The following is a 13,600-nucleotide window of genomic DNA, read 5'->3' as shown; positions in this document are numbered from 1 at the left end:
GCATCCCGTGGCCGCTAGGGCTGTGGCCGGGAACGTTCGCCGGGTTGCGCAGCCCGCCGGCTGCGCTTTGTCCTCAATCGCCGGACGGGCTGAATTCAGCCCGTCCGGCGATTGAGGACGGAACCGGAAGCCGGACGGACCCGGCAAACCATTCCGGTCACCGCACTAGGGCGCACCCCCGGAGGGAGCAGCACCGCGCGCGCCCAAGCGCAACCGCGCCGACCATGAGGATGAGGACCGCCGACGGGGCGGTCCGCGGACCCTTCGGGGAGGATCTGCTGTGACCGTCAGCCTCGCGCAGTTGCGCCGTTGTTCTGTGGCCGTCGATCTGGGTGCCGCAAGGACCCGGGTGTATCTGAAGGGGTCGGGGCTCGTGGTGGACGAGCCGAGCGTGGCGGCGGTGGACGCGCGATCGGGGGCGCTGATCGCGGTGGGCGCGCTGGCGCAGCAGATGACGGGGCGGACGCCGGCCCACATCAGGGTGGTGCGGCCGATCCAGGCGGGGATGGTGGTGGACATCGACATGGCGCAGCGGATGCTGCGCCATCTGCTGGGCGGGCAGCTTCGCAAGGCGTGGCGGCGCAAGCCGATGCTGCGGGCGGCGGTGTGCACACCGCACGCGTCCTCGACGCTGGCGCAGCGGTCGGCGACGGAGACGCTGTACGGGCTGGGGGCGCGGCGCGTGGAGCTGGTGGACTCGCTGATCGCGGCGGCGGTGGGCTGCGGGCTGCCGGTGGAGCAGCCCGAGGCCACGATGATCATGCTGAGCGGGGCGTCGACGACCCAGATCGCGGTGCTGTCGCTGGGCGCGATCGTGGCGGCGGAGACGGTCTCGGTCGGCGGCGACGCGATCGACCACGCGGTGGTCCAGCACCTGCGCAACCAGCACGAGCTGATGCTGCCGAGCCAGTCCGTGCGCCCGCTGCACCTGATCCTGTCCATGCCTGGCCCGACCATCCCGAGCGCCGAGGTACAGGGCCGGGACGTGGCGAGCGGCCTGGCCCGTACGGTGTCCGTCGACACGGAGAGCGTGCGGCACGCGATCCGTACGCCGATGGCGTCCATCGTGGACGGGATCGGCGCCGTGCTGCGGCGGGTCCCGCCCGACCTGGTGGCCGATCTGACGGACCGGGGGATCATGCTGGCCGGCGGCAGCGCGCTGATGCCGGGGCTGGACACGATGCTGCGGCAGGCGACCGGGATGCCGGTGACCATCGCCGAGCAGCCGGACGTGTGCTCGGTGCGGGGGGTGGGCGCGATGATGGAGGGCAAGGTCGTGCCGATGGTGATCGATCCGCTCTCCGCGTGAGAGCGGCGGGGGCCGGTGTGGCAAACGGGTGACGTATGTGATGGTGCGGCTGTCCGACTCGTTCCTGCTATGGCAGGAGACGTCGATCAGGAACGAGACACCCACATGAAGCTCACCTTGGGCGCCGGCGCCGGCGCCGTGCTCGCCGTATGCGCCATCGCCGCGGCGGTCGCGCCTGCCGCCGCCGCGGCGGAACAGCCCGGGGCCCTCCCCCACGCCCCGGCGGAGACGCCCGTGGACATCCCGCTGCACAGGCTGGAGGCCCTGTCGCCGTTCAAGGCGCCCACCGTGAACGGCATGCTGGCCACGCCCACCGCCAACCGGCCCACCGCCCTGCCGCACCGGGCCCCGGGCGCGGTGCTGCCGGACACCCTCATCCCGCCGGTGCCGGCCCACGCCAAGGTCCCGCAGCTCGATGTCGAGACGCCGCTGCCCAACCTGCTGGGCCGCAACGCCCCCCGGCTGTCCACGCCCGCGGTGCCGCTGAAGGCCGCGACGCCCGGCGTCGTGGTAGGGATGCCCTTCGACGCACCCGAGATCGGCGAGCAGCGGCTGCCGCGCCTGGTCACCCCGAAGGCCGGCATCGTCGCCCCGGTGGTGCAGGGCAGCCCGGTCGCCGACCTGGGCCTGATCTAACTCCCTGGCCGGGGGTTCGCGGTTGCGGCAGAGTTGCCGCCATGACTTCCTTGATCAGGCACATCACCATCGACTGTTCCGACGCGTACCGGCTCGGCGGCTTCTGGGCCGCCGTGCTGGACGCGTCGCTGCACGAGGACGACAAGCCGGGCGACGAGGAGGCGCTGGTCGAGACCCCCGCCGGCTCGCTGCTGTTCGTCACCGTGCCGGAGCCCAAGTCCGTCAAGAACCGCGTGCACCTGGACATCCAGCCGCAGGACCGCACCCGGGACGAGGAGGTCGAGCGGCTGCTGGCCCTCGGCGCGACCCTCGTCGGCGACCACCGGCGCCCGGACGGGACGGGCTGGGCGACACTGGCGGACATCGAGGGCAACGAGTTCTGTGTGGAGCGCAGCGCGGCGGAGCGTTCGCGGTCACCGCACTAGAGGTCGAGCGTCAGGCGGCCTCCCGGTTCCGCCGCGCGGGATACGCAGATCAGCATCGCGTCGTCCGTGCGGCGGGCCGTGCCGCTGCTGTGGTGGGCGACCTCGCCGGCCAGGACCCGTACGCGGCACGTGCCGCAGAAGCCCTGGCGGCAGGAGTACGCCGTGCCGGGGCGGGCCGCGGCGATGACGGAGAGGGCCGAGCGGTCGGCGGGGGCGTGGCTGACCGGGTCCAGGGCGTGGGCGTTGAGGATCCAGTCGCCGAGGAAGGGGGTGACGTGCTCGATGGCGGCGATGATCGCGACCCTTTCGACCAGCCAGCCGTGCGCGGCCTTCCCGGTGAGGCCGTGGTCGCCGAGCACGTCCTGGAAGAACCAGCGCAGTTGGGCGATGAAGGGGCCGGTGTCCAGCCCCTCGGCTGCGAGGTGGGCGAGCAGGCTCTGGTGGGCGGCGGCGTGGGTGGCCTCCTGGCCGATGAACCCGATGACGTCCTCGCGCAGCAGGTCGTCCCTGATCAGCGGGACGGCTTGCTGGAAGACCGTCAGGAACCATTCCTCGCCCTCGGGAAGCAGGATGTTGAGGACGTTCGCGAGTGGGTGAGGAAGGGGTCGCCGTCCAGGTGGTGCATGGGCAGGCCGGTCCAGTCCCAGTGCACGTCCCGGGGCTTGAGGACGATGCGCTCGGGGTCGCGGTCGGGGTCGCGGTCGCTCATGCCGCCTCCTTCTCCTTTTCCTTCTCCGTACGGTCCACCAGCCGCGCCACCAGCTCCGCCACCAGCTCCGGCCGGTGGCTCGGCAGCCAGTGGCCGCCCTCCGGCCGGTGGATCTCCGCGCCCGGCGCCCAGCCCGCGATCTCCGTCTGCCAGGGGGTGAGTACGAACACGTCCCTGCTCGGCGCCAGCACCTGCGCGGGCAGCGCGGCCGCCCGCAGGCGGGGCCGGAGCATGCGCGGCAGCACGTTCGCCCGGTAGAGCTTCAGCCCGGCCCGGTTGCGGGCGGCGAGCCCGGGACCGTAGTCCGCCGGGCCCTCGCCGGTCTCCAGGCGCCTTCTGAGCATTCCGGCCGACCAGTCGACGAAGCCGGTGCGGCAGGCGAGTTCGGCGATGCCGGGGAGGTGGAAGAAGCCGATGTACTGCCAGGCCAGCGACTGCAGCGCTCGCTTGCCCAGACTGCCCGGGCGGGCCGTGCGGAACCAGCGGCCGGTGTGGTCCAGGTCGGGGCCGGAGATCGAGGTGATCGAGGCGTAGCGGTGGGCGAGGTGCGGGGTGGTCACCGTGTGCCAGCTCTGGACCGAGCCCCAGTCGTGGGTCAGGAGGTGGACGGGCGCGTCCGGGCTGACCGCGTCCGCCACGGCGGTGGTGTCGGCGGCGAGCTGCTCCAGGCGGTACGCACGGGTGCGGCGGGGCGCGTCGGAGCCGCCCGAGCCGCGTACGTCGTACGTCACGACCCGGAAGCGGCCCTGCGCGGCGAGGCGGGCGGCGGCCCGGTCCCAGACCCGGTGGTCGTCGGGGAAGCCGTGCACGCAGAGGATGACGGGGGCGCCGGCGGGGCCGGGGTGTTCGTGGACCGCGAGCCGCACGCCGTCGGACGCGGTGACGGTGGCGGTGACCCGGTGCTGCGGAGGTTCCACTGAGACTCACCTCGTGATGTCGCGGGCGGTCGCGGACGGTCCCTATGGCACCACCTTGTTGACGCGTTGTCTAGCAGTGCGGCAGTGCCATCATGTGCCGCATGACGACCCTCGTCCGGCGCCTCGGCGTCTTCGACGCCACCGTGATCGGCCTCGGTTCGATGATCGGCGCCGGCGTCTTCGCCGCCTTCGGCCCCGCCGCGCGGGCCGCCGGTTCCGGTCTGCTCCTCGGCCTCGCGGCCGCCGCGCTCGTGGCGTACTGCAACGCCTCCTCCTCGGCCCGCCTGGCCGCCCTTTACCCCGCCTCCGGCGGCACGTATGTCTACGGCCGCGAGCGGCTCGGGCCCTTCTGGGGCTACCTCGCCGGGTGGAGCTTCGTCGTCGGCAAGACGGCGTCCTGCGCGGCCATGGCGCTGACCGTGGGCTCGTACGTCTGGCCGGGGCAGGAGCGGGCGATCGCCGTCGCGGCGGTCCTCGCCCTCACCACCGTCAACTACCTGGGCGTCCAGAAGGCGGCCTGGCTGACCCGGATCATCGTCGCGGTGGTCCTGGCCGTGCTGGCGGTCTTCTGCGTCGCCGCGTTCACCGGCGGCCACGCCTCCGCCGCCCGCCTGGACCTCGGCGCGGACGCCGGCCCCGGCGGCGTCCTCCAGGCCGCCGGCCTGCTCTTCTTCGCCTTCGCCGGCTACGCCCGGATCGCCACCCTGGGCGAGGAGGTCCGCGACCCGGCCCGTACGATCCCCCGCGCGATCCCGATGGCGCTCGGCATCACCCTCGTCGTCTACGCCGCCGTGGCCACCGCCCTCCTCGCTGTCCTGGGCCCCGACCGCCTCGCCCAAGCCACCGCCCCGCTCGCCGACGCCGTCCCATCCCTGGCCCCTCTGGTCCGCCCCGCCGCCGCCGTCGCCGCCCTGGGCTCCCTGCTCTCCCTCACCCTCGGCGTCTCCCGCACCACCCTCGCCATGGCCCGCGACCGCCACCTCCCCGGCGCTCTGGCCGACCTCCGCCACGCCGAACTCGCCGTCGGCGCGGTCGTGGTGCTCCTGGCCGCCACGGCCGACCTGCGCGGCGCCATCGGCTTCTCCTCCTTCGGCGTTCTCGCCTACTACGCCATCGCCAACGCCTCCGCCTGGACGCTCCGCGGCAACCGCGTCGTGCCGGCGCTCGGGTTCGCGGGCTGCGCCGTGCTGGCCTTCGCCCTGCCGCCGGGGTCGGTCGTGGCCGGCGCGGCGGTGCTGGCAGTGGGTGCGGGGGTCTACGGCGCACGACGCGCTTCTTAAGGCGCACACCAAGCGCCGTACAACTTCTCCCCAACAACAGGTGTCTGTTTCAGCAACAGCACGTTTCCCCGGGGGGATGTTTTGATCAAGGTAAGCGTCGTCGTACCCATTTACAACGCCGGTTCCTACATCGACCGTTGTGCGCCATCACTCGTCAACCAGAGCCTCGGGGCGGACGCGTACGAGGTCGTGTATGTCGATGACGGGTCGACGGACGACTCCGCCGAACGCCTCGGACGGCTGGCCGAGGAGCATGCGCATGTCCGGGTCTACCGGCAGGAGAATTCCGGCTGGCCGGGCAAGCCGCGGAATGTGGGGGTCGACCGGGCCAGGGGGGAGTACGTCCAGTTCGTGGACCAGGACGACGAGTTGTCGTACGAGGCGCTGGAACGGCTGTACGCCCTGGCGGCGCGCAACGGGTCGGACATCGTGCTGGGCAAGGTCCACGGGACGATGCAGGGGCCCAGCAATGTGTTCAAGCGGACGGTCGAGCGGTGCACCGCCGCCGACGCACCGCTGTTCGAGAGCCTGACGCCGCACAAGATGTTCCGCCGGGACTTCCTGCGGGAGCACGGGATCCGCTTCCCGGAGGGGCGGGTCAGGCTGGAGGACCAGCTGTTCATGGCCCGCACCTATGTGCGGGCGAAGACGGTGTCGATACTGGGCAATTACCCGTGCTACCGGTGGAACCGGCGTGAGGACGGCGGCAACAACAGCAGCCGCCGGATCACCGCCGACGACTACTACGGCCACCTGGGCAATGTCGTGGAGGCGATCAAGGAGGGCACGCAGCCGGGCGACCTCCAGGACCGGCTGCTGCGCCGCTCGTACCGTGTGGAGCTGCTGCGGCCGGTGAGCGAGCCCCGGGTGCTCCGGCGCACCGGGAAGGATCTGGAGGAGTACTTCACCACCGTCCGTCGGATGGCGATGACGAGCTATCCGCCGGGGGTACGCGAAGGGCTCCCGGCGATCAGCCGGCTGCGGGCGGAACTGCTCGTGCAGGGCCGACTGGACTCCCTGGTCGAACTCGCCCGCCGCACCGAGCGGATCAAGCCGCACGTCGAGGTGGAGGACATGCGCTGGCGGAACGACAAGCTGGTGATCCGGACCCGGATCGGCATGGTCCGGGCCGACGGCGAGCCGCTGACCGTCGTGGACCGTGGCGGGCGGATGCTGCTCGACCCCGAGCTCCTCGACGGCATCGAGGGAGCGGAGGGCTGGGAGGTGCCCGACCCCTTCTCGTACGCGTACGGGGAACTCATCGTCCACGACACCGCCGGCAACCACTGGTGGTACCCCGACGGGGAGTTGGCACCGGCCCTGGTACCGCTCGGCGCAGATCGCCACCGGGTCGTGGTCGCAGGTGAGACGGTCATCGACCCGCTGACCCTCACCGGCGACGGGCCCATGACCCCGGGCGCCTACCAGGTCTGGGCCGGCGCCCAGCTGCTGGGCGTCGGCCGCCGCCCCCGGCTGGCCCCCGCCCGGGGCGGCACGCGCATCTCCCTCGGCGCCGTCGCCGTCGGCGCACCCCCGCGCCTCGTCTCCCCCACCTGGGCCGGCCCCGGCGGCCAGCTCCGGCTCGCCGTCAGCGGCCCCGGCCGGATCGGCACCACCCGCCGCCTCCTCCTGCGAACCGCCGCCGACCACCGCCTCCGCCATGGCGTCCGCGAGGTGCTGCGGCGCCTCCCGCGCGGCGTACGCCACAGCATCCGCGCCGCCGCGCGCCGGGCCGACCGCTGGATGCTGCGGTGATCCGGAGCCGGGAGAACGACGGCCCGTTGCCCCATTGAGATTCATCCGCAACAGCCCCGAACTCCGGAACCGGTGCCTCCGGGCGCACATTCGGATGCATGGTGATGCGGGGGCGGTACGGGAGTTGCGCGGCGGCGCTGGCCGTGGGCGCGGTGGTGCTGGTGGCCGGGTGCGGGACGACGTCGGTGCCGGACCACGGGAGGAACAGCAACGGCGGGTACACGGCGCCGGCGCCCGCGCCGGTGTCGGGGGTGCCGGCGGATGAGGCGACCGGGGCGTCGGACCAGCTGTCGACGTTCGCGCTGGATGTGGACACGGCGTCGTACGGGTTCGCGCAGCGGACGCTGGCGGGCGGGGCGTTGCCCGATCCGAAGACAGTCCGGGCGGAGGAGTTCGTGAACAGCTTCCGGCAGGACTATCCGCAGCCGAAGGGCAACGGCTTCTCGGTGACGGCGGACGGGGCCCGCATCAGCGGCGTGGACGGCGACGGGTGGTCGCTGATGCGGGTCGGGCTGGCCACCCGGGAGGCGGAGGACGGTCAACGGCCGCCCGCGGTGCTGACGTTCGTGGTGGACGTGTCGGGGTCGATGGGGGAACCGGGGCGGCTGGACCTGGTGCGCAAGGCACTGGGCATGACCGTGGACGCGCTGCGGGCGGACGACGCGATGGGGATCGTCACCTTCAGCGGGAAGGCGAAGGTCGTGCTGCCGGTGACCAGGCTGAGCGGCGGCTCCGGCTCGGACTCCGGCTCCGTACGGGACCGGATCCACGAGGTCATCGACGGACTGCGCCCCGACGCCTCCACCAACCTCGCCGCCGGGGTGAAGACCGGATACGCGCAGGCCGAGCGGGCGGCCCGGCAGGGGGCGACGAACCGCGTCGTGCTGCTCTCGGACGCGCTGGCGAACACCGGGGACACCTCGGCGGACGGGATCCTGCGGCAGATCGGCGATGCCCGCAGCGAGTACGGGATCACGCTGTTCGGGGTGGGCGTCGGCAGCAGCTACGGGGACGAGCTGATGGAGCAGCTGGCGGACAAGGGCGACGGGCACACGTCGTACGTGTCCACCACCGCCCAGGCCCGGAAGGTCTTCGTGGAGCAGCTGCCGGTCAATGTCGGCCTGCGGGCGCGCGACGCCAAGGCGCAGGTGGCCTTCGACCCGGCGACGGTGGCCGAGTACCGCCTGATCGGGTACGAGGACCGGGCCGTGGACGACGGCGACTTCCGCGACGACCGGGTCGACGGCGGCGAGATCGGCCCGGGGCACACGGTCACCGCGCTGTATGCCGTACGGCTCAAGGAGGGCGCCGACGGCCATGTCGCGACGGCGACCGTGCGGTGGCTGGACCCGTCGACCCGGGCGCCGCGGGAGGCGTCCGGGCAGGTGGACGCGGCGGCGCTGAGCGGGGAGCTGTGGACAGGCAAGGCCTCGCCCCGGCTGCGGGTGGACGCGGTGGCGGCGTACTTCGCGGACATCCTGCGTACGTACGACACGGGGGAGGAGCAGCTGCCGGATCCGCTGAGCCTGGCCCAGCTGTCGCGGCACGCGCACGAACTGGCGAAGCTGACCGAGGACTCGGCGGTCAGGGACCTGGCCACCGCGATCGATCAGGCCCGCGAACTGCGCTCCTAGGGCCTGAGCTTGGGCTTGGGCGCGAGCGCCGCCCGGTCGGCGGCGGCCGTGCCGCGCTCCCAGCCCTCGGCGTCGCGGCCCTTGAGGCGGTGGGTGGTGGTGGACGGGAACATCCGCTCGGCGGCGGAGGCGACGGCGACCTCGCGGGTGGCGAGTACGGGGAGGACCTCGGGGGTCGCGGCGGCCTCCTCGTCGGTGGCGGCGGCGAGGCGGGTCCGGATGCGGCCGGCGTAGGCGATGAGGAAGGACTGGCGGAAGTTCTTGGACTTCGAGCCGCCCCGCTGCATCGCGGCGTCGGCCTGGACGAGGAGCGAGGTGTAGAGCAGCTCCACGGCTTCGAGGTCCGCCTCGTAGCCGACGACCGTGGAGAAGCCGAAGGCGGAGGACCAGACGGCCTGGCAGCGGTTGGCTTCGGCGACGGCGTCCAGCAGCAGCGCCTTGGCGCCCTCGTACGGGCGGTCGACGCCGATGCGGCGGGCGGTGGGGCCGTCGGCCGCGGCGGCGGGCAGCAGGGCCTCGTCGATGCTGTGCCGGGCCATGAGGTGCTGGGCCTTGGCGCTGAGGGCCTCGGCCTCCTCGGGGAACTCGGTCGACTCGGCCTTGGCGAGCAGGGCCCGGATCCGGCCCAGCATGCGGTGACCGCCGGTGGCAGGCCTGGGACGGTCGGGGGTGGGGGCGGCCAGGGGCGTGATCGCGGGCAGCCGCCCGTACAGGCCCAGCAGCTCCAGGACGACGGTTGCCGTGCCGAAGCGGTCGAGCCGCTCGCGCCGCCCGTAGGCCTCCAGGAAGCGGTCCGGCTCCGCCACCTCGGCCGACACCTCGGCCAGCGCCTCCGCGAGCCGTACGTGCTCGGCGCCCAGCTCCCGGCGCGCCATCCGCACCAGGTCCGGGTCCTCCCAGCCGCGCCTTCGGCAGGCCTGCGCCACCCGCCCCGCCAGCGCGACCACCTCCCGGCTGACCTCGGGCCACGGTGCCGCGGCGAGCGCGGACGCCCCGGCGTCCACGTCCGCGTTCGCGCAGGCGGCCTCGACCGCCGCTCTCAGATCTCCCACGGCAGCAATGGTCACATGTCACCCATCCGGCGGATCACCGCGCGCCCGCCGCCGATCACCGCTGATAGGCAGGAGGCAGCGAACGCCCGGAGACCGGGAGACCGAAGCCGAGGAGCTCACCGTATGCGCCTGTCCCTGCGTCGGACGATTGCCGCCGCCCTGCTGGCAGCCGTACCCGTGCTCACTGCCGCGGCCGCCTCACCGGCCTCGCACGCGTCGAGCCCGGCACCGCTGCGTATGGTCCGCAACGCCATCCCGGGGGACTACATCGTGAGCCTGACCCCGGGCACGGACCCGGCCGCCGTCACGGACCGGATCGGGGTCAGACCCAGGCATGTCTACCGAGCCGCTCTGACCGGCTTCGCGGCCCCGCTCACCGAGGCCCAGCTGACCCAGGTGCGGGGACTGCCGGCGGTGACAGCCGTCGAGCAGGACTCGACGGTGACGGTGTCGCCTGTCGAACAGCGGGCGATCCCGGCGCCGAAACCGGTGCCGGGGCAGCGGGCGGGCACCGGGATCCCGTGGGGGCTGGAGCGGATCAACCAGCGGACACCGGGCGGCAAGGGCTTCAGCGTGAAGGCGACCGGCGCCAAGGTGACGGCGTACGTCATCGACAGCGGGATCGACTTCACGCACCCGGAGTTCGGCGGCCGGGCGACCCTCGGCATCGACCAGATCGCAGACGGGCGCAACGGCGTGGACTGCGCGGGGCACGGCACGCATGTCGCCGGCACCGTGGGCGGTGAGCACACGGGCGTCGCGAAGCAGGTGAAGCTGGTGGCCGTACGGGTGCTCAACTGCGAGGCGCGCGGCCCGAACTCCGGGATCATCGCGGGCATCAACTGGGTGGCGGCGAACGCGAAGAAGCCCGCCGTCGCCAACCTCTCCCTCGGCGGCAACTACTCCGCCACCATGAACGCCAGCCTCAACGGCCTCGCGAATTCCGGCGTCTTCACGGTGGTGGCCGCCGGGAACGGCGACACCAACGCCTGCGTGATCTCCCCGGCGAGCGCGGCCAAAGCCTTCACCGTCGCCGCCATCGACGAGTACGACCGCAAGGCGACCTTCAGCAACTACGGCTCCTGCGTCAACATGAACGCCCCCGGCACCAACATCACCTCGACCTCCCTCAACGGCACCTACGCCGATATGAGCGGCACCTCGATGGCCACCCCGCACGTCACCGGCATCGCCGTCCTCTACAAGGACACCTACGGCGACACGGACTTCGCCACGCTCTCCAAGTGGCTCACGGACAACGCCACCCCGAACGTGCCGATCGGCGCCCCCTGGGGGACGCCGAGGCTACTGGCCTACACGGGCGGGCTCTGAAGTTCTCGGAGCGCTACCGTGCCTCGACCCGCATCGTCAGGCCGACCGGCTGCGGCATCGCCGAGACCGCCTCCGCCGGGGCCTTGCCCACCGGGCGCAGCCGCCGGGTGCGCAGAACCGTGGCGAGGGTGATGACCAGCTCGGTCAGCGCGACCGTGTCGCCGATGCACTTGCGGGCCCCGGTCCCGAAGAGCAGATACGCCTCCCGGGGCAGCTCGGCGCGGCGCTCGGGCAGCCAGCGGTCGGGGTCGAAGCGGGTGGGGTGGTCGAAGACGCCGGGGTCGCGGTGAATGCCGTAGAGGCTGATGCCGAACTCGGCGCCGGCCGGGATCATGGCACCGCCGATCTCGACGGGCTCGACGGTCCGGCGCATGAGCATCGTCACCGCGTGCAGCCGCATCGTCTCGTCCACGACCCTGCGGGTCTGCTCCAGCTTGGGGATGTCCTCGAAGCCGACCGGCCGGTCGCCGACCACCGTGTCGATCTCGGCGAGCAGTCGTTCCTCCGCCTCCGGATTCCCGGCGAGCTCGTGGAACGCCCAGGCCAGGGTGGAGGCGACGGTCTCCACGCCCGCGACGAAGAGGGTGAGCAGCTCGTTGTGGATCTCCTCGTCCGTGAAGGCCTCACCGGTGTCGGCGTCCCGGACGGCGAGCAGCATGGACAGCAGGTTGGGCTCGTCGATCGCGTTCTGGGCTCGGGCGTTGGCGATCACCCGGTAGATGACCTCGCTCATCTCGGCGGTCGCCGAGTCGAAGGCCCGGTTGGCGGGGATCGGCAGCCGGTCCAGCGCCTTGGGCATGAGCGGCCGCATCAGCATGTACTTGAACATCACCGGCATGCATCGCTGGACGACCGAGGCCGCGTGCCTGCCGGTCTCGGTGGAGACGGAGAACATGGTCGCCATGAGCGTGCTGATGGCGAACTCCGTCGTCACCTCGAGCACCGGGACCGTACGCCCGGGCTCCAGCGACTCGCCGAGCAGCCGCGCCTGTTCGGTGATGGCGTCGGCGTACTGGGCGACCTTGGCGGTGTGGAACATCGGCTGCATCAGCCTGCGGTGCTTGCGGTGCAGCTCGGTGGGGGCGGTGGCCAGACCGGTGCCCAGTGCGGGGCGCATCCGGTCGTAGAGCCGGCCCTTCTCGAAGCTGCGGGCCCTGCGGACCATGATGTCGTTGGCGAGCGCGGCGCTGGTGACGAAGTACACCGGCATGGGACCGACGTCGACGCGTACGAGTTCGCCGGTGGCCCGCAGGCCCGCGACGAAGCCGAGCGTGTCACGCCAGAGAGGCCACAAGTGGCCGAGGAGCGGAAGTGCGCCGGGGGCACGTGGCACCGATCGCGACACTGCCTTCATCCCGAAAACCCCTTTTCTTTCGTGGAACTCATGCCGTGCGCTGTGCGATCGGGTGTAGGAAGGAGGGGGCTGGAACGGATGGTCCGTAGGCGGCCCCGTGGGACGCGTTGGCGTCCTGGAGGTCGGGGAGCAGATCCCACCACCAGGAGATCGCCGGGATGTCCAGGGGCGCCGGGTTGTCGTCGGTCGGAGTGTCGCGGAAGGTCGAAGGGAGGTCAGCCGGATCGGCGGGGGTTGTGTAGCGGACGGACGTGATCTCCCATTCCTGGGCACCACGTATGAAGTCCCCGAGGCTTTCTATGTACTGACGCAGCTGCGGGCTGCAGCCGGTCTTCAGCCACTCGGCCATGCGCAGGAACAGGCTCATGACGCGGTCGCGGTAGGCGATGGCGGTGATCAGCGCCTGGCCATGGCCGATCCTGTACTCCTCGGCGAGGACTCGTACCGCGTTGAGGTAGTAGCCGCCGGTTCGGTGCTCCTTGTGATGGGACAGGATGTCGTTGTCCCAGCCGATGATGAAGTGCGCCATCTCGGCGATGGCGCGTACGGAGGTGTGGTCCCGCTCGTTGGGCTGCAGTTCGTATCCGTACCCCATCTCCAACATCGGGAGGATGATCGGGGTGGCACCGTCGTTCATGCGCATCATGGTGTAGTCGTTGAGGCTCGGGACCGTGCCCTGGACACGGTGGAAGGACTCCCAGACCACGGCCTGGAAGTAGGCGCTGAGGGCTTCCACCCAGCGGGTCACCTGGACCGGGGTGCCGTGGCGATCCATCCGGTGCCGCAGATCGCGCAGGCCCAGGGCCAGCGGATCGTCGACGAGCATGGGGGCCTCGGGGTTCTGGGCGACGCGTATCAACCGCTGGAGCGCACTTTGGAGTTCGCCCGGCCGGGTGCCGAGTTCCCCTTCCTCGCAGTAGCCGTCGTCGACGCCGAAGATCCAGAGCATGAAGTCGCCCGCGATGGTAATAACTTCCTCGCGGCCCTCCGGGAAGATCCGTGCGGCGAACGTGCCGATGTCCGACCTGACCAGTTGGCTGCGCAGTTCCGGGGATCCGATGCTGAAGGTCTCGGCCCAGGTGGCGGTGTGGGCGTCGATGGCCACGTGCCGGGGGTGGATGGCTGACCGGAGTGGGGAGTAGATAGGCGGGACTGCCAGATCGGGCTCCATGGGCGGCCGCCTTTCAAGTTGTACGC

The 13,600-nt window shown here is 72.0% G+C and carries 13 protein-coding genes; 7 read left to right on the top strand and 6 right to left on the bottom strand.

What is annotated here, in order from left to right; translation table 11 throughout:
* Positions 1 to 280 precede the first annotated feature (280 nt).
* The 3 genes from OG607_RS25585 to OG607_RS25575 all read left to right on the top strand — a co-directional run bounded on the left by OG607_RS25585 (position 281) and on the right by OG607_RS25575 (position 2,370).
* The gene (locus OG607_RS25585; protein WP_405727869.1) at positions 281 to 1,309 is read left to right on the top strand and encodes a rod shape-determining protein; all 1,029 of its coding nucleotides are present in this window, start codon (positions 281 to 283) and stop codon (positions 1,307 to 1,309) included.
* 105 nt (positions 1,310 to 1,414) lie between these two features.
* Entirely contained in the window at positions 1,415 to 1,945 is a 531-nt protein-coding gene (locus OG607_RS25580) for a hypothetical protein (RefSeq protein WP_405727866.1), read from the top strand.
* Positions 1,946 to 1,986: 41 nt separating this feature from the next.
* Entirely contained in the window at positions 1,987 to 2,370 is a 384-nt protein-coding gene (locus OG607_RS25575; RefSeq protein WP_405727863.1) for a VOC family protein, read from the top strand.
* Here OG607_RS25575 and OG607_RS25570 read toward each other — a convergent pair.
* Genes OG607_RS25570 through OG607_RS25560 form a run of 3 tightly spaced genes read right to left on the bottom strand, consistent with a single transcriptional unit; the run spans position 2,367 to position 3,996 of the window.
* Positions 2,367 to 2,912 (bottom strand): metal-dependent hydrolase, encoded by a 546-nt coding sequence (locus tag OG607_RS25570; protein WP_405737035.1) that lies wholly within the window; start codon positions 2,910 to 2,912, stop codon positions 2,367 to 2,369. The two genes, OG607_RS25575 and OG607_RS25570, sit on opposite strands and share 4 nt — an antisense overlap.
* Positions 2,909 to 3,079 carry a hypothetical protein gene (locus OG607_RS25565; RefSeq protein WP_405727860.1) on the bottom strand — a complete coding sequence of 57 codons (171 nt, stop codon included), beginning with the start codon at positions 3,077 to 3,079 and terminating at the stop codon, positions 2,909 to 2,911. The genes OG607_RS25570 and OG607_RS25565 overlap by 4 nt, the downstream gene beginning before the upstream one ends.
* Positions 3,076 to 3,996, bottom strand: coding sequence for an alpha/beta fold hydrolase (locus tag OG607_RS25560; protein ID WP_405727857.1), 921 nt, complete (start codon positions 3,994 to 3,996; stop codon positions 3,076 to 3,078). The genes OG607_RS25565 and OG607_RS25560 overlap by 4 nt, the downstream gene beginning before the upstream one ends.
* A 92-nt stretch (positions 3,997 to 4,088) precedes the next feature.
* Here OG607_RS25560 and OG607_RS25555 point away from each other — a divergent pair, with 92 nt between their 5' ends.
* The 3 genes from OG607_RS25555 to OG607_RS25545 all read left to right on the top strand — a co-directional run bounded on the left by OG607_RS25555 (position 4,089) and on the right by OG607_RS25545 (position 8,665).
* Complete coding sequence (locus OG607_RS25555; protein ID WP_405727854.1) at positions 4,089 to 5,276, top strand: APC family permease; 1,188 nt, start codon at positions 4,089 to 4,091, stop codon at positions 5,274 to 5,276.
* A gap of 81 nt (positions 5,277 to 5,357) precedes the next feature.
* A complete protein-coding gene (locus OG607_RS25550) occupies positions 5,358 to 7,031 on the top strand; it encodes a glycosyltransferase (protein WP_405727851.1) in 1,674 nt (557 codons plus the stop codon).
* 98 nt (positions 7,032 to 7,129) lie between these two features.
* Positions 7,130 to 8,665 carry a von Willebrand factor type A domain-containing protein gene (locus OG607_RS25545; RefSeq protein WP_405727848.1) on the top strand — a complete coding sequence of 512 codons (1,536 nt, stop codon included), beginning with the start codon at positions 7,130 to 7,132 and terminating at the stop codon, positions 8,663 to 8,665.
* On the opposite strand, the gene OG607_RS25540 is transcribed toward OG607_RS25545, so the two are convergent.
* A complete protein-coding gene (locus OG607_RS25540) occupies positions 8,662 to 9,708 on the bottom strand; it encodes a DUF2786 domain-containing protein (RefSeq protein WP_405737033.1) in 1,047 nt (348 codons plus the stop codon). The two genes, OG607_RS25545 and OG607_RS25540, sit on opposite strands and share 4 nt — an antisense overlap.
* A gap of 132 nt (positions 9,709 to 9,840) precedes the next feature.
* Between OG607_RS25540 and OG607_RS25535 the strand changes: the two genes are divergently transcribed.
* Positions 9,841 to 11,049, top strand: coding sequence for a S8 family serine peptidase (locus OG607_RS25535; protein WP_405727845.1), 1,209 nt, complete (start codon positions 9,841 to 9,843; stop codon positions 11,047 to 11,049).
* A gap of 13 nt (positions 11,050 to 11,062) precedes the next feature.
* Here OG607_RS25535 and OG607_RS25530 read toward each other — a convergent pair whose 3' ends face one another.
* Both OG607_RS25530 and OG607_RS25525 read right to left on the bottom strand, forming a co-directional pair.
* Positions 11,063 to 12,403: a cytochrome P450 gene (locus OG607_RS25530; protein ID WP_405727842.1), complete on the bottom strand. Its 1,341-nt coding sequence runs from the start codon at positions 12,401 to 12,403 to the stop codon at positions 11,063 to 11,065.
* A gap of 28 nt (positions 12,404 to 12,431) precedes the next feature.
* Positions 12,432 to 13,574, bottom strand: coding sequence for a selina-4(15),7(11)-diene synthase (locus tag OG607_RS25525; RefSeq protein ID WP_405727839.1), 1,143 nt, complete (start codon positions 13,572 to 13,574; stop codon positions 12,432 to 12,434).
* Between the last annotated feature and the right edge of the window lie 26 nt (positions 13,575 to 13,600).

The sequence above is a fragment of the Streptomyces sp. NBC_01537 genome, from assembly GCF_045040445.1.
GTDB lineage: Bacteria > Actinomycetota > Actinomycetes > Streptomycetales > Streptomycetaceae > Actinacidiphila.
The sequence above is the reverse complement of the archived record's forward strand: the minus strand, read 5'-3'. Positions and strand labels throughout refer to the sequence as shown.

Bases quoted from the DNA above. Each gene is read 5' to 3' on its own strand.
- OG607_RS25545 (WP_405727848.1), top strand. From the start codon at position 7,130: ATGGTGATGCGGGGGCGGTACGGGAGTTGCGCGGCGGCGCTGGCCGTG.
- OG607_RS25565 (WP_405727860.1), bottom strand. From the start codon at position 3,079: ATGAGCGACCGCGACCCCGACCGCGACCCCGAGCGCATCGTCCTCAAG.
- OG607_RS25535 (WP_405727845.1), top strand. From the start codon at position 9,841: ATGCGCCTGTCCCTGCGTCGGACGATTGCCGCCGCCCTGCTGGCAGCC.
- OG607_RS25575 (WP_405727863.1), top strand. From the start codon at position 1,987: ATGACTTCCTTGATCAGGCACATCACCATCGACTGTTCCGACGCGTAC.
- OG607_RS25580 (WP_405727866.1), top strand. From the start codon at position 1,415: ATGAAGCTCACCTTGGGCGCCGGCGCCGGCGCCGTGCTCGCCGTATGC.
- OG607_RS25530 (WP_405727842.1), bottom strand. From the start codon at position 12,403: ATGAAGGCAGTGTCGCGATCGGTGCCACGTGCCCCCGGCGCACTTCCG.
- OG607_RS25555 (WP_405727854.1), top strand. From the start codon at position 4,089: ATGTGCCGCATGACGACCCTCGTCCGGCGCCTCGGCGTCTTCGACGCC.
- OG607_RS25525 (WP_405727839.1), bottom strand. From the start codon at position 13,574: ATGGAGCCCGATCTGGCAGTCCCGCCTATCTACTCCCCACTCCGGTCA.